This window comes from Kineosporia succinea, assembly GCF_030811555.1.
In the GTDB taxonomy this organism is placed as follows: domain Bacteria; phylum Actinomycetota; class Actinomycetes; order Actinomycetales; family Kineosporiaceae; genus Kineosporia; species Kineosporia succinea.
Window position 1 is genome coordinate 2049590 of sequence record NZ_JAUSQZ010000001.1, and the last position, 14967, is coordinate 2064556.

The 14967-nt window shown below is 71.0% G+C and carries 16 protein-coding genes and 1 tRNA gene; 8 read left to right on the plus strand and 9 right to left on the minus strand.

Features of this window, described 5'->3' with window-relative positions; translation table 11 throughout:
• The first annotated feature begins 7 nt into the window (after window positions 1-7).
• Complete coding sequence (locus tag J2S57_RS09025; protein ID WP_307240469.1) at window positions 8-1594, plus strand: alpha/beta hydrolase; 1587 nt, start codon at window positions 8-10, stop codon at window positions 1592-1594.
• Between the two features lie 94 nt (window positions 1595-1688).
• A tRNA-Thr gene (locus tag J2S57_RS09030) sits at window positions 1689-1761 on the plus strand.
• Window positions 1762-2097: 336 nt separating this feature from the next.
• Here J2S57_RS09030 and J2S57_RS09035 read toward each other — a convergent pair.
• From J2S57_RS09035 to J2S57_RS09045, 3 genes are all read right to left on the minus strand, one after another.
• Window positions 2098-2991, minus strand: a complete 894-nt coding sequence (locus J2S57_RS09035) for an AraC family transcriptional regulator (protein ID WP_307240472.1) — start codon at window positions 2989-2991, stop codon at window positions 2098-2100.
• A 51-nt stretch (window positions 2992-3042) separates the two neighbouring features.
• Complete coding sequence (locus J2S57_RS09040; RefSeq protein WP_307240474.1) at window positions 3043-4059, minus strand: acyl-CoA dehydrogenase family protein; 1017 nt, start codon at window positions 4057-4059, stop codon at window positions 3043-3045.
• 103 nt (window positions 4060-4162) lie between these two features.
• Window positions 4163-5062: a peptidoglycan recognition protein family protein gene (locus J2S57_RS09045; protein ID WP_307240476.1), complete on the minus strand. Its 900-nt coding sequence runs from the start codon at window positions 5060-5062 to the stop codon at window positions 4163-4165.
• A gap of 109 nt (window positions 5063-5171) precedes the next feature.
• Here J2S57_RS09045 and J2S57_RS09050 point away from each other — a divergent pair, with 109 nt between their 5' ends.
• From J2S57_RS09050 to J2S57_RS09060, 3 genes are all read left to right on the plus strand, one after another.
• Window positions 5172-6251, plus strand: coding sequence for a winged helix DNA-binding domain-containing protein (locus J2S57_RS09050; protein WP_307240479.1), 1080 nt, complete (start codon window positions 5172-5174; stop codon window positions 6249-6251).
• 173 nt (window positions 6252-6424) lie between these two features.
• Window positions 6425-6811 carry a phage holin family protein gene (locus tag J2S57_RS09055; protein WP_307240481.1) on the plus strand — a complete coding sequence of 129 codons (387 nt, stop codon included), beginning with the start codon at window positions 6425-6427 and terminating at the stop codon, window positions 6809-6811.
• 13 nt (window positions 6812-6824) lie between these two features.
• The gene (locus J2S57_RS09060) at window positions 6825-7808 is read left to right on the plus strand and encodes an alpha/beta fold hydrolase (protein ID WP_307240483.1); all 984 of its coding nucleotides are present in this window, start codon (window positions 6825-6827) and stop codon (window positions 7806-7808) included.
• Between the two features lie 3 nt (window positions 7809-7811).
• Here J2S57_RS09060 and J2S57_RS09065 read toward each other — a convergent pair whose 3' ends face one another.
• Genes J2S57_RS09065 through nth form a run of 3 tightly spaced genes read right to left on the minus strand, consistent with a single transcriptional unit; the run spans window position 7812 to window position 10512 of the window.
• A complete protein-coding gene (locus J2S57_RS09065) occupies window positions 7812-8993 on the minus strand; it encodes a MarP family serine protease (RefSeq protein WP_307240485.1) in 1182 nt (393 codons plus the stop codon).
• Window positions 8990-9775, minus strand: a complete 786-nt coding sequence (locus J2S57_RS09070; RefSeq protein ID WP_307240487.1) for an NUDIX hydrolase — start codon at window positions 9773-9775, stop codon at window positions 8990-8992. Before J2S57_RS09070 ends, J2S57_RS09065 begins: the two co-directional genes overlap by 4 nt.
• Complete coding sequence (gene nth, locus J2S57_RS09075; RefSeq protein WP_307240489.1) at window positions 9772-10512, minus strand: endonuclease III; 741 nt, start codon at window positions 10510-10512, stop codon at window positions 9772-9774. Before nth ends, J2S57_RS09070 begins: the two co-directional genes overlap by 4 nt.
• 343 nt (window positions 10513-10855) lie before the next feature.
• Here nth and J2S57_RS09080 point away from each other — a divergent pair, with 343 nt between their 5' ends.
• Both J2S57_RS09080 and J2S57_RS09085 read left to right on the plus strand, forming a co-directional pair.
• Window positions 10856-11260, plus strand: coding sequence for a hypothetical protein (locus tag J2S57_RS09080; RefSeq protein WP_307240491.1), 405 nt, complete (start codon window positions 10856-10858; stop codon window positions 11258-11260).
• A gap of 366 nt (window positions 11261-11626) precedes the next feature.
• The gene (locus J2S57_RS09085; RefSeq protein ID WP_231449651.1) at window positions 11627-12304 is read left to right on the plus strand and encodes a Crp/Fnr family transcriptional regulator; all 678 of its coding nucleotides are present in this window, start codon (window positions 11627-11629) and stop codon (window positions 12302-12304) included.
• A gap of 109 nt (window positions 12305-12413) precedes the next feature.
• On the opposite strand, the gene J2S57_RS09090 is transcribed toward J2S57_RS09085, so the two are convergent.
• On the minus strand, window positions 12414-13187 hold the full coding sequence (locus J2S57_RS09090) for an MBL fold metallo-hydrolase (RefSeq protein ID WP_370882605.1): 774 nt from the start codon (window positions 13185-13187) through the stop codon (window positions 12414-12416).
• Window positions 13188-13491: 304 nt separating this feature from the next.
• On the opposite strand from J2S57_RS09090, the gene J2S57_RS09095 reads away from it, so the two are divergent.
• Window positions 13492-14166, plus strand: coding sequence for a MerR family transcriptional regulator (locus tag J2S57_RS09095; protein ID WP_307240496.1), 675 nt, complete (start codon window positions 13492-13494; stop codon window positions 14164-14166).
• Window positions 14167-14276: 110 nt separating this feature from the next.
• Here J2S57_RS09095 and J2S57_RS09100 read toward each other — a convergent pair whose 3' ends face one another.
• Both J2S57_RS09100 and sp36 read right to left on the minus strand, forming a co-directional pair.
• Window positions 14277-14759, minus strand: a complete 483-nt coding sequence (locus J2S57_RS09100) for a RidA family protein (RefSeq protein WP_307240498.1) — start codon at window positions 14757-14759, stop codon at window positions 14277-14279.
• Window positions 14760-14772: 13 nt separating this feature from the next.
• Window positions 14773-14928, minus strand: coding sequence for a Sp36 family protein (sp36, locus tag J2S57_RS09105; protein WP_307240500.1), 156 nt, complete (start codon window positions 14926-14928; stop codon window positions 14773-14775).
• Between the last annotated feature and the right edge of the window lie 39 nt (window positions 14929-14967).

A 14967-nucleotide genomic window follows, 5' to 3' on the forward strand; every position in this document is an offset into this window, starting at 1 on the left:
GAGAACGATGTTCCGCAGCGACCGGCGGGAGCACCGACCCGCCGTCCGGTCCCTGACCCTCCTCGCAGTAACCCTGCTGGGCACCGCATCCTGCTCGTTCCCGAGTTCGAGTTCGAGCGGTGGCTCCACGGCCGACCCGACCGCGCTGCCGAGCGCGGGCAGCGTGCCCTCCGGCGTCACCGACCCGGCCACCGACGCGAAGTTCGCGAAGTTCTACGACCAGAAGGTGACCTGGTCGGACTGCGACAGCGACATGCAGTGCATGAAGTTCACGGTCCCCACGGACTGGTCGGACCCCACCGGCGAGACCATCCAGATCTCGGTGAACCGGCTGCCCGCCCAGGGCGACGACCCGATCGGCTCGATGGTCCTGAACCCCGGCGGCCCGGGCGTCTCGGGCCTCGACTACGCCAAGGTCGCCAAGCAGGCGTTCGGCGAGAGCATCCTGCGCAACTACAGCGTGGTCGGTTTCGACCCCCGGGGCATCGGTGAGTCCGCCCCGGTCAAGTGCTACGACAACAAGCAGTACGACGCGTACACCTCGGCCGACGGCACGCCCGACGACCAGGCCGAGATCGACGAGGCCGTGGCCGGGTCGAAGGAGTTCGCCCAGGCCTGCCAGGCGAACACCGACAACGACCTGCTCGAGCACGTCGACACGCTGAGCACGATCAAGGACATGGACGTGCTCCGGGCCCTGCTCGGTGACGCTGTGCTCTCGTACCACGGCGCCTCGTACGGCACGTACATCGGCGCCTGGTACGCGGAGACGTTCCCGTGGCGGGTCGGCCGGATGACGCTCGACGGCGCCATCGACCCGTCCACCACCGCGCAGGAGTACACGGCGGGTCAGGCCGAGGGCTTCTCCCGCGCGTTGCGGGCCTTCGTGACCGACTGCCAGAGCGGGGGCGACTGCCCGCTGCGGGGAACCGTGGACGAGGGCCTGAACCAGCTGGCCACCCTGGTGGACCGAGCGGATTCCGACCCGCTCGACACCGGTGACCCCGCGCGTCCCCTGACCCAGGCCCTGATGCTGACGGGCATCGCCCAGGCGCTGTACGCGCAGCAGCTGTGGCCGCTGCTCTCGACCGGGCTGACGCAGGCCACGAACGGTGACGGCACGGGTCTGCTCACGCTGGCGGACGCCTACCTGGAGCGCACCGACAACGGACAGTACGGCCAGACCCTGGCGGCGAACCCGGCGATCTTCTGCCTGGACGTGCCCGAGACCCGTACGCCCGACGAGATCGCCGAGGGTGCGGAGAAGCTGAACGAGCAGTTCCCGCCGCTGGGTGGCTCGATCGGCTGGGGCGGGCTGGGCTGCTCGCAGTGGCCGTACAAGGCCGTGATGGAGCGCAAGGAGCTGCACGCGGCGGGCTCGGCGCCGATCCTGGTGCTCGGCACGGTCGATGACCCGGCCACGCCGTACGAGTGGGCGCAGGCCCTGTCCTCCCAGCTCGACGCCGGGCGGCTGCTGACCTGGAAGGGCACGGTGCACACGGCCTACCGCCAGGGCAGCAACTGCATCGACGAGAAGGTCGAGGACTACATGCTCACCGGGGCGCTGCCGGCCGAGGGCACGACCTGCGAGTAGGACTCTCCGGCGGGGCTGGCACTCAGCACCCCTTCGGACCCCGTATACTCGTTCATCGTTGGTCCGGCAGAGCCTTGCTGGGTCGACGGGGTTCGCCACCTTAGCTCAGTTGGTAGAGCAGCTCATTCGTAATGAGCAGGTCGTCGGTTCGAGTCCGACAGGTGGCTCAGAAGATCGGTGGCACGCGAGTCGCGTGCCACCGATCGTCGTTTGCGCCCTCGTCACCACCGCCACAGCGCCGGATTCGCGACTCAAGAACCACCCCGCTGACCGCGAGTCACGCCGCTGCGCACACCCGCTGCACTACAGCCGAGGTCACCGGCCGCGCAGCCCTGACCTTGCCCCGGCGGCCGGGCAGCCGGGTAAGTGCCTGGAGGAGCAGGACGGGCTGATCGGTCCTGCACAGCGGAGTGGGAGCTCCTTCAGGCCGCCGCCGGGCACGCGGCACCACGCGGCACCCTTGAGACAGCTGACGAACACAGCAACAAAAGCCGGCACCGGCCTCAGAGCGCCAGCCCGAGCACCCGTTCGTGGTCACGCCGATACCGCCCCGGCGACACCCCGAACTCCCGCCGGAAAGCGTTGGCGAAGGCGAACTCCGACCCGTATCCCACCTGCACCGCGACCGAGGCCAGCGGCGCGTCGGTGTCGCACAGCAACTGCGCCGCCCGGGTCAGACGCTGGCTGATCAGGTACGACATCGGCGACCGCCCCGTCTGCGCCACGAACCGCCGGCTGAACGCCGTGCGTGAGAGCCCGGCCAGCGCCCCGAGCCGCTCCACCGTCCACGGCTCCTGCGGGCTCGCGTGCATCGCGTCCAGCACCGCCGCCACCTGCACGTCGTCCACCTCGAACGACGCACCCCGCCAAACCCTCAGCGCATTGACCAGAATCAGGTCGATCAACGCCGTGCGCGTGATGCTGGCGCCGGCCTGCTCGTCGTTCGCCACGTCACCGCCCAGCACCGTGATCAACGCGGACAGCTCGTGCGAGGCATCGGGCCGGACCACGATGAGCTCGGGCAGACCTCGCAGAAACGTGTGCACCTGGCCACTTTTCAGCCGGTAGGCACCGCACAGCACGGCGAGGTCGTACGTGTCGGCGTCACGCGGGGGCGCCTGCGGGCCGAGCGCGAGCAGGGGCACCTCGGGCAGCGGACGCGGTTGCAGGGTCAGCGCGTGTTCGGCCCCGCTGGGAATCAGCACCACGTCACCGGCGGTCACGGGCACCGGATCACCCGCGGCACCGATCAGCCAGGCCGAACCGGAGGTCACGGCATGGAACCCGATGCCCGCGAAGGCGTCGAAGCGGGCCCCCCACCGCCCGGATCCGCCGAACCACCGGGCCCCGGCCTCACCGACCCGAGCGCCGGCCAGGGCCGTGCTGACCAGATCCATACGCCGGATTTTACCGACTCGGCCCGATCCCCGATCGCCACGGCCCCACCCTCAGGCCACCACGGCCTCCCCGTACCGTTCGGCGGCCAGGTAGGCGTTCAGGTGCGGGTGCCGTCCGCCCACCGCGACGTCCCGCCAGAAACGCTGCAGCGCTGAGGAGTTCGAGAATCCTCGGGTCCCGCCCAGGTCCAGCAGAAGCTCCAGGGCGGAACGGCAGTCGCGCGAGGCCTCGGCCATCTCGAAACCGAGACGCGTCCCGTCCTCCGCCGCCAGGCCAGCCGAGTCCGCCTCCGACGCCACCGCCGCCAGAGCCCGCGAGGCTCGGTCGACCAGGTACGTCGCCCGGCCCAGCCACTCCCGCGCCCCCGCCGACTCGCCCATCCGGGTGTACGCCGTCATGTACGGCTTGCGGTCGGACGCGAACATCTCGCGCACCTCGTCGAGCGCACCCCGCGCCGCACCGACGACCGGCGCCAGCACGGTCAGCGCGAAGAACAGCCGGTCACTGAGCAGACCGGGCAGCGGTGCCGCGGCGATGCGCCCGGCGGGAACCAGCACACCGTCCGCGACCACGGAGTGACTGCCCGTGCCCCGCATCCCCGCGACGTCCCAGGTCCGCCGGATCTCCAGGTCACTCATCGGGATCAGGGCGACCGAGAAGACCGAACCGTCCATCACCCCGAGCAGGGCCCACTCGGCGTCCTCACACCCGGAGACACTGACCCACGAGCCCCGGACGCGGCCGTCTTCGACCCGGCCCGTCGGAGCTCCCGTGCCGCACACCGGAACATCCGGCCCGATCTCTTCCAGCACTCCGAAAGCACGGTACAGAAGCGTTTTCGCGACCGCACAGGTTCCCACGTTCCAGCTCGTCGACGGGCAGGCCCGACCCAGATCGGCAAGCCGGGACGCGGTGGTGGACGCCGTGGCCCACGCACCTCCCTGCTCGGCCGGGGCGCGCAGCGCGAAGTCGCCCGCCGCCCGTACGGCGGCAATGCTCTCCGCGGCGGGACGCCCGGAGGCCTCGGTCTCGGCGGCGTGTGCGGCAAGGGTTTTCAGATCAGTCACCCCACCAGCCAACCAGCGAAGGCGGGCCGGGTGAATACGCAGGACAACCGCGTCCATACGCATTTCACCCGGCCCGCCGGAAACGCACCGTGAGAGGGCGAACTCAGCCCGCCACGTCCACCCGCAACTGCTCGAGCATCGGATGGAAGGTGTCACCAGGGCATTCGGTGGCCGTACCCGGCCAGTCACGGTGACTCGAGATCGCCGCGACGCTCGCCGCCACCGCGCTGATCGGGTTCACGTAATCGACCGTGCTCTGCGGGTCGACACCCTGCCAGCGAGTGAGACCCCGTAGCAGCCGCACCAGGCTCCGGTACTGCTTCGCACTCGGCTCGACCGCCGTGAAGTCGCCCAGCAGAGCGATTCCCACGTTTCCGGCGTTGTAACCGGTGACGTGGGCGGCGTTCACCATCTGCCCATCGGTGTCGAACCCGGGAACGGAATCCTCACCGGAGTAACGACCCTCGTAGATCAACCCGGCGTCGTCGATCAGGAAGTGGTACCCGATGTCGCCCCAGTCCTGGTCGATCGCGTGGTAGCGATAGATGTTCTGGATCCGGATCTGCGGGTCCGGGTCGGCATTCGCGTCGGCCGTGTGGTGCACCGTGAAAGTCTGTGTGGGCCAGTAGGTCTGAGGCCAGTTCTCCGAACCGTCCGGCAGGAAGCGCAGCGACTCGTCGGCTCCCCAGTCGGCGCGGGAGACGTAGTGGCAACCAAAAATGCGGGACGCGCCGGTCGGTTCCGGGGCGCTCGAAGCAGTCAGGCGGGTGGCGGCGATGCGCTGCTCCACCGTGCCCTCCGCGGTCTGCGTGCGGAAGGCCGCCAGTTCACCGGAGTCCTTGCCCCCGGCGCACCCGAGCGCCGACCCCGGGGAGGAGACGACCGGGTCGGCGGATCTGCCCACGGCGGTGGCGGTGACAGCCCCGGCCACACCGAGACCGAGCGCACCACCGAGTCCGAGGAACGCCCTGCGGGACGACGAAAGGGACGAAACATCAGCCATCACGTCATCCTTCTGGCTGTTCCACGACCTGTAAAACCGGCGGTGCGCGAAACATCCGGCACAGCTTCCCGTTTGTGCAGATGCCTCGCCGCCCGGGAGAATCCGGCGCATGAGGATCACCGCTGATCAAGCTCTGGCCTGGCGATTGCACCGCCAGTTCCTCAGCCCGCGCACGGCGGCACCGGTCACCGACATCGTGCAACGACTCGGCGGCGTCCAGATGCAGCTGGCCTCGGCCGCCCAGACCGCCGTCACCACCCGTCAGCAAGAGCCCGCTCCCGGTGAGATCGCCACGGGCCTCGCGAACGGCACGCTGATCAAGACCTGGGCCATGCGCGGCACCCTGCACCTGTGCACCCCCGGGTCGGCCGCCGAGATCCTCTCGCTCGTCGCCTCGGCGCGCACCTGGACAAAACCCAGCTGGCAGAAGACGTTCGGCGCCACTCCCGACGAGATCGACCGGCTCGCCGAGGCCGTGGCCGAGATGCTCGACGGCACCGCGCTCACCCGTGAGGAACTGGTCGCCGGGCTGCTCGCCCGGCCGGAGTTCCGCGGGATGGCCGGCGAGCTGCGGTCCGGATGGGGCACGCTCCTGAAACCCCTGGCCTGGCAGGGGGTTCTGTGCCACGGCCCGCTCCGCGACACGAGCGTCACCTTCACCACGCCCTCGTCGCTGGTGCCCGGCTGGGCCGGGCTCCCCGCGCCCGACGAGGCCGCCCCCGAGGTGATCGCGACCTACCTGGGCGCCTACGGACCCGCCACGCCAGACACCTTCAGCCAGTGGCTGCTGCGCGGCGCGTTCCGCAAAAGCGTTGTGGCCGGGTGGTTCTCCGACCTGGGCGAGCGGATCACCGAGGTCTCGGTAGACGGGCAGAAGGCGTTCGTCCTGACCGAGCACGCCGACGAGCTGGCCGCCACGCATCCCAGCCACGACGTCCATCTGCTCGGCCCGTTCGACGCCTACGTCCTGGGCGCCACCACGCGCGACACCTGGATGCTGCCGGCCGAGCACCGGGGCCGGGTCAGCCGCACCGCGGGCTGGATCGCCCCGGTCGTCCTGTCCGGCGGCCGGGTCGTGGGCACCTGGGAGCTCGAGGCGGGCACGGTCGTCACCGACTTCTTCCCCGGCGGGAAGAGCCCGTCGGCGAAGGCCCTCGCGGGTGAGGTCGCCCGGGTCACCGGAGCTTGAGCCGGGCCGCGGGGCTTGAGGACGCCGCGGTCGCCCGGGCGGTCCGCCCACCTCGGTCCGGACCGGTCCGGACATGCTCATTGCCGTCCTGACCGGCGCGGAACCCCACCGGTCGAATAGGCTCATCAGGTTGCGGCGGTCAGCCGTCACGATCATTGACGCGGGAGTTGCTGATGGCCGAGGAACGGACGATAGGTCAGCTCGTGGCCCAGGCGAGTGAGGACCTGTCCGCACTCGTCCGTTACGAGATCGCTCTGGCCAAGGCCGAGATCAAGGACGACGTGAAGCGCGGCGCCGTGGCCGGGGGCATGTTCGGCGCAGCCGGGTACCTGCTCTTCCTGGCCTCCGTCACCACGATCGTCACGATCGGTTTCGCCCTCGTGGCCCTCGGCCTGTCGGCCTGGCTGGCCTTCCTGATCGTCACCCTGGCGCTCCTGCTCGTCGCCGGTCTCCTCGGCTTCCTCGGGTTCCTCCAGGTCAAGAAGATCAAACCGCCGGAGCGGGCGATCGCCTCGACCAAGCTGACCATCGCGGCCGTCAAGGGCAGCGTCCGTCCGTGACACCATCGGTCCGGTGAGGCTTCGCCGGGCAAGAGACGAATCAGCTGAGCCCTCCCCCGCCCCCACCCACTCGCTGGAACCGGCGGGTGCCCTCTACGTGGACTCCGCCGACACGCTGATCCGCGGCCCCTGGACCCACCGGTTCGTCGCCGCCAACGGCGCGCGCTTCCACGTGGCCGAGGCCGGTGAGGGCCCGTTGGTCCTGCTGCTGCACGGCTTTCCGCAGTTCTGGTGGAGCTGGCGGCACCAGATCCCGGCCCTGGCCGAGGCCGGGTACCGCGCCGTGGCGCTCGACCTGCGCGGCTACGGCGCCTCGGACAAGCCCCCGCGTGGCTACGACACGATGACCTCGGCCACCGACATCGCCGGGGTCATCAAGGCCCTGGGCGAGACCCAGGCCGTGATCGTCGGGCAGGACTGGGGCGGGTGGCTGGCCTGGTCGATGCCGGGGCTGGCCCCCGAGCAGACCCGCGCCGTGGCCTCCCTGGCGATGGGGCACCCCCTGGTCATGCGGCGCGCGCTCACCCGCGACGCCCGTCAGCGCCGGGCCTGGCGCCGGGTGCTGGAGTTCCAGCTGCCGATGCGCCCGGAGCGCCGTCTCACCCGTGACGACCTGGTCGGCGACGTCCTGAACGACTGGTCGGCGGCCGGAGGCGACTTTCCCGACGAGGAGTGCCTCGACGTCTACCGCCGGGCCATCCGGGTGCCGTTCGTGGCCCACAGCGCGATGGAGTACTTCCGCTGGGCCCTGCGTTCACTGCCCCGCCGCGACGGCCGCCGCTTCACCACCTCGGTGGACGAGCCGATCACGGTGCCGACGCTGAGCCTGCACGGTGAGGACGACCCGTTCGTGCTGCTGCCGAGTGTGCTGGCCTCTCACCGGCAGGTGACCGGCCCGCTCACCTTCGAACTACTGCGCGGGGCCGGTCACTTCCTGCCCGAAGAGGCTCCGGACCGGGTCACCGACGCACTGCTGAACTGGCTGAAGGGCCTGTAGCCCTCAGCCGCTGGCGCAGGTGCCGGTGTCGACCCGCTGTGAGGAGGCGGCGCCGGCCTCGATCGCGTCGCGCGCCTCGTCCATCGTCAGGGCATAGCCGGTGTCGGCGTCGTCGAGCGACTTGGCGAAGACCACGCCAACGACGTTGCCGGACGGGTCGAGCACCGGGCCGCCGGAGTTGCCCGGGCGCACGTTGACGTAGAGCGAGTAGACCTCGCGCACCGCACCCTCGTTGCCGTAGATGTCTTCACCGCTGGCCTTCACGATCGAGCGGATCCGCGCCGGGGAGACCTTGAACGGCCCGTCGTTGGGGAAGCCGACGACGACCGCGTCGTCACCACGCTCGAGGTCGCCGGTCATCTGCAGCGGCGCCACGTTCAGCTTCGGCACCGACAGCACGGCCAGGTCGCGTGTGGGGTCGAACATCACCACGCGGGCGGCGTAGACCGTGCCCTTGCCCCCGACCTGCACCCGCGGCTCGGTGACCCCGGCCACCACGTGGGCGTTGGTGACGACCCGGTGCGGCGCGATCACCGCCCCGCTGCCCTCCTGGCCGCGGCCGCAGCTGTTGGCCTCGCCGGTGATCTTCACGACCGCCTTGCGGGCCTTGGCCACCGCCTGGCTGTTCGCGAGCGCCTCGTCGGGCGCGTCGACCGGGGAGATGTCCTCGGGCTCCACCCCGGCGAACACCCGGGGGAAGCTGCTCGAGCCGACGGCCTCGCGGAACCGGTCGGCCACGCCGATCATCTGGGTGGGGACGAGCCCGTCGATGGTGCGGATGACCTTGGATCCGGCGACCGTGCGGGACAGCGACTCGGACGGGCCGCCGCGCACCGCCCCGGCGACGAACCAGAGCACCAGGGCCACGGCCAGCACCCCGGCGGCCGCGCCGATCACGTGGTCGGCGAGCGCGACCGGGCCCTCGGGCACGGCCTGGCGGATGCGGCCGCCCAGCATGGAGCCGAGGAACTGCCCGGCCCAGGCGGTGAAGATGACGGCGAGCAGCGTGATGATCGAGCGCTGGGTGCCCGGCTCGAGGCCGGAGACCAGCTGCGGCACGACGAACATGGCCAGCACCGCGCCGCCGACGAACCCGCCGAGCGACAGCACTCCCACGACCAGCCCCTGCCGGAAGCCGGAGATCGCGTAGCCGAGCATGATCAGCACCAGGATGATGTCGATCACGACACGTCCACCTCGTCCGGCCCGGACACGTCCTGCACGTCCAGCCCTTGTTGTTCGGAAAGATCCCTGCGCAGTTCCTGACGCGCCGGCCGGTGCATCTGTTGCTCCGGAACCGGGAGTACACGTGTGGTGTCCCAGGGTTGCTCGAGCCCGGCCAGGTTCAGCATCCAGCTCAGCACCCCGGCGGTGAAGCCCCAGACGAAGAGCCCGGACGCCTCGAAGCCGGGGCCGCTGCGCCGGTCGCGGAGGCTGACCACGAACCGGTTGGCCGGGTCGGCCAGCTCGGCCAGCGGCACCCGCACGACCCGCTCGACCTCGGCCGGATCGCCCGGCACCAGGGCGGACGGGGTGTGCCACCAGCCGATCACCGGGGTGACCCGGAAGTTCGTGACGTGCAGGAAGAGCTCGGCGCACTCGGCCCGCACCAGCACCCCGGCCGGGTCGACGCCGGCCTCCTCGTGCGCCTCGCGCAGCGCGGCGGCGGCCGGCCCGGCGTCACCCGGGTCGATGCGGCCGCCCGGGAAGGCGACCTGCCCGGCGTGCGCGCGCAGTGTGGCGGCGCGCTGGGTGAGCAGCACGTCGGGGCCCTGGGGCCCCTCGCCGAACAGCGCCAGCACCGCGGAGTGCCGGGCGTCGGCGCCGGGCTCGATCATGCCCTCGAAGGCCCGGTTGTGCCGCGGGTCGGCGACCGCCGCGGCGAGCCGGTCGAGCCAGGGCGGGCAGGGCCCGGCCGCGACCGGGGCCGGACCGGCGGGACCGGCCGCGTCGGTGCGGGGGCTCACGCGGGGACCGGGGCGAAGGCCGAGTCGCGCAGCAGCTTGGCGGCCTTGGCCGGGTCGGTCTCCCCGGCGCCGAACGAGGGGCACAGGGCGGACACCGGGCAGGCGCCGCAGGCGGGCTTGCGGGCGTGGCAGGTGCGGCGGCCGTGGAAGATCAGCCGGTGGGACAGCATCGTCCAGTCTTTCTTCGGGAAGAGCGCGGCGATCTCGGCCTCGACCTGCACCGGGTCTTCGGAGGCGGTCCAGCCGAAGCGCCGCGACAGCCGGCCGAAGTGCGTGTCGACGGTGATGCCGGGGACCCCGAAGGCGTTGCCGAGCACGACGTTCGCCGTCTTGCGGCCCACGCCGGGCAGCTTGACCAGCTGCTCGAGCTTCTTCGGAACCTCGCCGTCGTGCTCCTCGACCAGGCGGGCACCGAGCTTGATCAGCGAGTCGGTCTTGGCCCGGAAGAAGCCGGTGGGGCGGATGATCTCTTCCATCTCGGCGCGGTCGGCGGCGGCGTAGTCGGCGGCCGTGCGGTATTTCGCGAACAGCGCCGGGGTGGTGAGGTTGACCCGCTTGTCGGTGCTCTGGGCGGACAGGATCGTGGCGACCAGCAGCTCGAGCGGGTCGGTGAAGTCGAGCTCGCAGTGCGCGTCGGGATAGCGCTCGGTCAGCAGCCGGTGGATCTTGCGGGCCCGGCGCGTCAGCGCGACCGGGCTCTCGACTACCTCGGCCTTCTGCCCGTTTCGCGGAGTCACGCGCTCAGCGTACGCGTCACCACCGACAATCCCGATCTCCGCGGGCAGCTGTGCAAAACCCGGCCCCGCTGTGACCGCTGTGAAAGCTACTGACGGGTCGGTCAGCTCCACCCGGTTGGTGGCTCAAGGCATCGCCGCAGGTCGCCCCGCATAACCCGATCCGCCGAACGACACCACCACCAGCGTCCTCCGGGAGTGTGAGCGGCCTGTGCCCACCTCAAGCGTCCCGGCGCCTCCGACGAACACTCATGCGTAACGCCGGCCCCACCGTCCCGGGGCCGGTCCGCAACTCGTACCGCCGCGCCACTGCGTTGTTCCGCAGCCGCCCGGGAGAGGAGAAGAGGTGGCCCTGGGCCTGACCGATCCACTCACCGCCCTGTCGTTCTCGGCGATGCCGGCCGACCAGCTCGCCGACTACCACCGGGCTCTGGTGGCAGCCCAGCGGGACGTCGATCACTGGCGGCGGCTGATCCTCGCCCGGATCGACCTGGCCGTCGCCTCCGTCGCCGATCTGGACGAGCCGCTCACCCCGCCCGGTCTCTACGGGACCGTGTGCAACCCGCCCGCCGGGCTGCGCCGGCTGATCGGCATCGCCCCCACCGACGTCCGCGCCGGGGAGGGTGCCCTGCTGATCCGCCTGCGCGGTGCCCTCGAGGAACTGACCCGCTACGAGAAGACCCTCGGGGCGGTGACCGGTGAGGCCGCGAGCATCCTCGCCTTCCGCGCCGGGGCCGGGGCGGTGGCCTGACCCCTGACCTGCCGGGACCGGCCGATCCGCATCCGGTCCCGGCGGGTCCACTTTTCCGGGCGGACCTGGACCCATCCGGCGGCCGAAGAGCTGCCGAAGGCTCCCCACCAGCTCGGCGACGGGCCCCGATTCCACAGCTCAGGGCCCTTTCCGCCATGATGGGGTGCAAGCATTCGGGACACGGCGCCAACAGGTGCGCACCGATGGCCACCCGGCCACGGAGTGCATCACCGGCGCACTGCGGGTGACCGTTCATCGGCCCCTGGTGTCACCGTGACCCGGAGGTGCGGCAAACTGCGTGCGGGTGGGGCATGATGCCTCACTGATGGAGGCCGTCGGAACTCGACGGCGTGTGAGGAGGAACAGGTGGACGACGACGTCGTTCGTCAGGCGCCACTGTTCGCAGCGCTGGACGACGAAGCCGCCGCGGCGCTGCGGGCCACGATGGCGCCCACCGACGTCGCCCGCGGCCAGGTGCTGTTCCACGAGGGCGACCCGGGCGACCGGTTGTACGTCATCGTGGAGGGCAAGGTGAAGCTCGGGCGCGCCTCCGGTGACGGCCGGGAGAACCTGCTGGCCGTCCTCGGCCCCGGCGAGATGTTCGGTGAGCTGTCCCTGTTCGACCCGGGGCCGCGCAACGCGACGGCGACCGCCGTGGCCGACACGTCGTTGATCGGGCTCGGCAACGACGACCTGGTCACCTGGCTGACAGGCCGTCCGGATGTCGCCCGGCAACTGTTGCGGGCCCTCGCCCGGCGCCTGCGCCGGACCAACGAGAACCTCGCCGACCTGGTCTTCTCCGACGTCCCCGGACGAGTGGCGAAGGCTCTGCTCGACCTGTCCGAGCGCTTCGGCCGGCCCACCGACGACGGTCTGCGGGTCGCCCACGACCTCACCCAGGAAGAGCTGGCCCAGCTGGTCGGCGCCTCCCGGGAGACGGTCAACAAGGCGCTCGCCGACTTCGCCTCGCGAGGCTGGCTTCGGCTCGAGGCCCGGGCCGTGGTGCTCATCGACGTGGAGCGCATGCGCCGTCGCGCGCGCTGACGCTTTTCGAACCGACGAAGTCCCGGCCGCCCTCGGCGGCCGGGACTTCTGGTTTGTCCTCACCCACCCACAAGAGGCGTGAGGACGACGTTCGCCAGTTCGCGCGTCATCAAGCAGTTTCGTGGGTGTCCAGATAGGTGAGCTGCGCCCGCACACTGAGTTCCGCGGCCGGCCAGAGCGCACGGTCGACGTCGGCATAGACCACCTCGACCACGTCGTGTGGCGTGCGGGCACCGGCCCGCACCGCGGATCGCACCTGGTCAAGACGCTGTCGCCGATGGGCCAGGTACCCGTCGACCACGAGCCCCGGCTGCTCGAGCACCGGGCCGTGCCCGGGCAGCAGCCGGTGCAGGCCCGCCGATCCGGTCAGCTCCCCCAGCCGCTCGAGGGAGTTCAGGTAGGCGTCGAGCCGCCCGTCCGGATACGCGACCACCGTGGTGCCGCGGCCCAGCACCGTGTCCCCGGTGAGCAGCGCCCGCGAGCCGGGCAGCAGGAACGACAGCGAGTCGGCGGTGTGGCCGGGCGTGCCCACCACCTCCAGCCGGAGGCCGTCGACCTCGATCACGTCCCCGTCGGTCAGTCCTTCCCCGCCGTGACGGTGGGCCGGGTCGAGCGCCCGCACCGGAGCCCCGGTCAGATCGGCGAAATGCCGGCCCGCCTCGGAATGATCGGCATGACCGTGAGTGAGCAGCGTCTGCACCACCCGCGCGCCTTTGTCGGCCACCACCTGCAGGACTGCCTGAAGGTGCGAATTCTCGTCGGGGCCCGGATCGATAACGACGGCCTCGGTCGAACCCGGCGCACAGAGAATCCAGGTGTTCGTGCCGTCCAGTGTCATCGGCCCGGGATTACCGGCGAGAACGCAGAATGCGTCCTCGCCCACCGCACCGCCGAGCCACGGAACGTTGCCAGGAGCCGGTTTCGGGCCCGACGATGGATTCGGGACGGTCGTGTCGTCCGGGGTATTCGGCACACCGGAATGCTACGTGCGGCCCCCTCGCCCCGGCGGAAGCACTAGGTGCGTAATTGCACGGGTGGCTGATGTTCGCCGCACCTTGGGTGAATGCCCATTCGGCCAAAGGCAGTACGGTGGTCACTGTTAGCGATCGACTCTATGACGGGGTGTCAAGGAGCGTTTGACTGAATCGCGGGTAGACGGCGCTCTGCCCGCCGACACGGGGATGACGATGGGGGCTCAGGACACTTTCACGATCGAGGAGTTGGCCACGGCGGCCGGGATGACACCGCGCAATGTGCGGGCCTACCGGACCAAGGGACTGCTCGCTCCACCGACACGGGTGGGCCGCACGTCCCGCTACCAGGAGTCCCACCTACGCCGGTTGCGTGACATCCGGCAGCTCCGGGACGCCGGGCTTCCTCTGAAGATGATCATCGACGCCGCGGCGCGGGGAGAGGACCTGGGGCCCACGGGGGCACTCTGGCAGGCCGCCGGGCCGACCGCGGTCGAACGAGGGAGACGCCGGATGGACGGCGGGGGCGACGGTTCCGCATCCACCGGCACCTCGGTGCTCGTCGATCCCGAGGCGTACGGGCTGATGCGCACCCTGCGCGAGTCCGGGGTCCCGGCCTCGACGGTGCTGCGGGTGGCCCTGCGGGCCGCGGCCGCCGGGCGGCTGCTGGCCCAGGAGCTGAGTGACGTGCTGGCCGAGGGGGATTCGGCGAAGGCACCGGCCGCCGGCAACGGGTTCGCGGGCACGCCTCAGAGGGCCGTGGCCGAGCAGGCTCCCGGCCCGGTTCCGGACCTCGTCGTCCTGGACGGCGAGGCGCCGGCGGCCGACGTCATCGACCTGGCCACCGCCATCACCCGGGGTGTCCTGGGCAGCAGCCGGCTGGCCGACTGACCGGAGGAACGAACCGCACGGGGACGGCGCCGGTCACCGGCGCCGTCTGCCGTCGTTCGCCGAACTGGTGCGGCCTGCCCGTCTGAAGCAGGCCGCGGACCTTCACGAGCTCACGGGTTCACCGCGAGCACCATCTCGACCTCGACCGGGGCCCCCAGCGGCAGAGCGACGACGCCGACGGCACTGCGCGCGTGCTGGCCGACCGGGCCGAACACCTCACCCAGGAACTCGCTGGCGCCGTTGATCACCAGCGGCTGACCGGTGAAACCGGGCTCACTGGCGACGAATCCGACAACCTTGACGATCCGCCGGATCCGGTCCAGGTCACCGATCACCGACCGGACCGCGGCCAGCGCGTTCAGTGCGCAGACCCGGGCCAGGCCGTTGGCCTCGGCCGGGCTGATCAGCCCCTCTCCCCCACCACTGCCGACCCGGCCGGTGAGCGGCAGCGCGCCATCGACCATCGGCAGCTGCCCCGACACGTACACCCGATCGCCGTCGAGCACCGCGGGCACATAGGTCGCCACGGGCGCAGCGACCTGGGGCAGCGTGTACCCCAGCTCGATGAGCCTCGCCTCGATCCGTCCAGTCATCGCCGTCACCCGTTCAGTCTCGGGGGCGCTTCAGGTAGGCGACAAGGTTTGAGTCGTTCGGCCCCGGTACCACCTGCACCAGTTCCCAGCCGTCTTCGCCCCACTGATCCAAGATCTGCTTGGTGGCATGAATGAGCAGGGGCACCGTCGCGTATTCCCACTTGACCATGGCGGTGAGCCTATCCATGAGGTGAGTGGCAACGCAGCC

What these genes read in the sequence shown, in the direction of transcription:
- J2S57_RS09050 (WP_307240479.1), top strand. Translation starts at nt 5,172, where the DNA reads ATGAGGATCACCGCTGATCAAGCTCTGGCCTGGCGATTGCACCGCCAG.
- J2S57_RS09045 (WP_307240476.1), bottom strand. Translation starts at nt 5,062, where the DNA reads ATGGCTGATGTTTCGTCCCTTTCGTCGTCCCGCAGGGCGTTCCTCGGA.
- sp36 (WP_307240500.1), bottom strand. Translation starts at nt 14,928, where the DNA reads ATGGTCAAGTGGGAATACGCGACGGTGCCCCTGCTCATTCATGCCACC.
- J2S57_RS09055 (WP_307240481.1), top strand. Translation starts at nt 6,425, where the DNA reads ATGGCCGAGGAACGGACGATAGGTCAGCTCGTGGCCCAGGCGAGTGAG.
- J2S57_RS09100 (WP_307240498.1), bottom strand. Translation starts at nt 14,759, where the DNA reads ATGACTGGACGGATCGAGGCGAGGCTCATCGAGCTGGGGTACACGCTG.
- J2S57_RS09095 (WP_307240496.1), top strand. Translation starts at nt 13,492, where the DNA reads ATGGGGGCTCAGGACACTTTCACGATCGAGGAGTTGGCCACGGCGGCC.
- J2S57_RS09035 (WP_307240472.1), bottom strand. Translation starts at nt 2,991, where the DNA reads ATGGATCTGGTCAGCACGGCCCTGGCCGGCGCTCGGGTCGGTGAGGCC.
- J2S57_RS09025 (WP_307240469.1), top strand. Translation starts at nt 8, where the DNA reads ATGTTCCGCAGCGACCGGCGGGAGCACCGACCCGCCGTCCGGTCCCTG.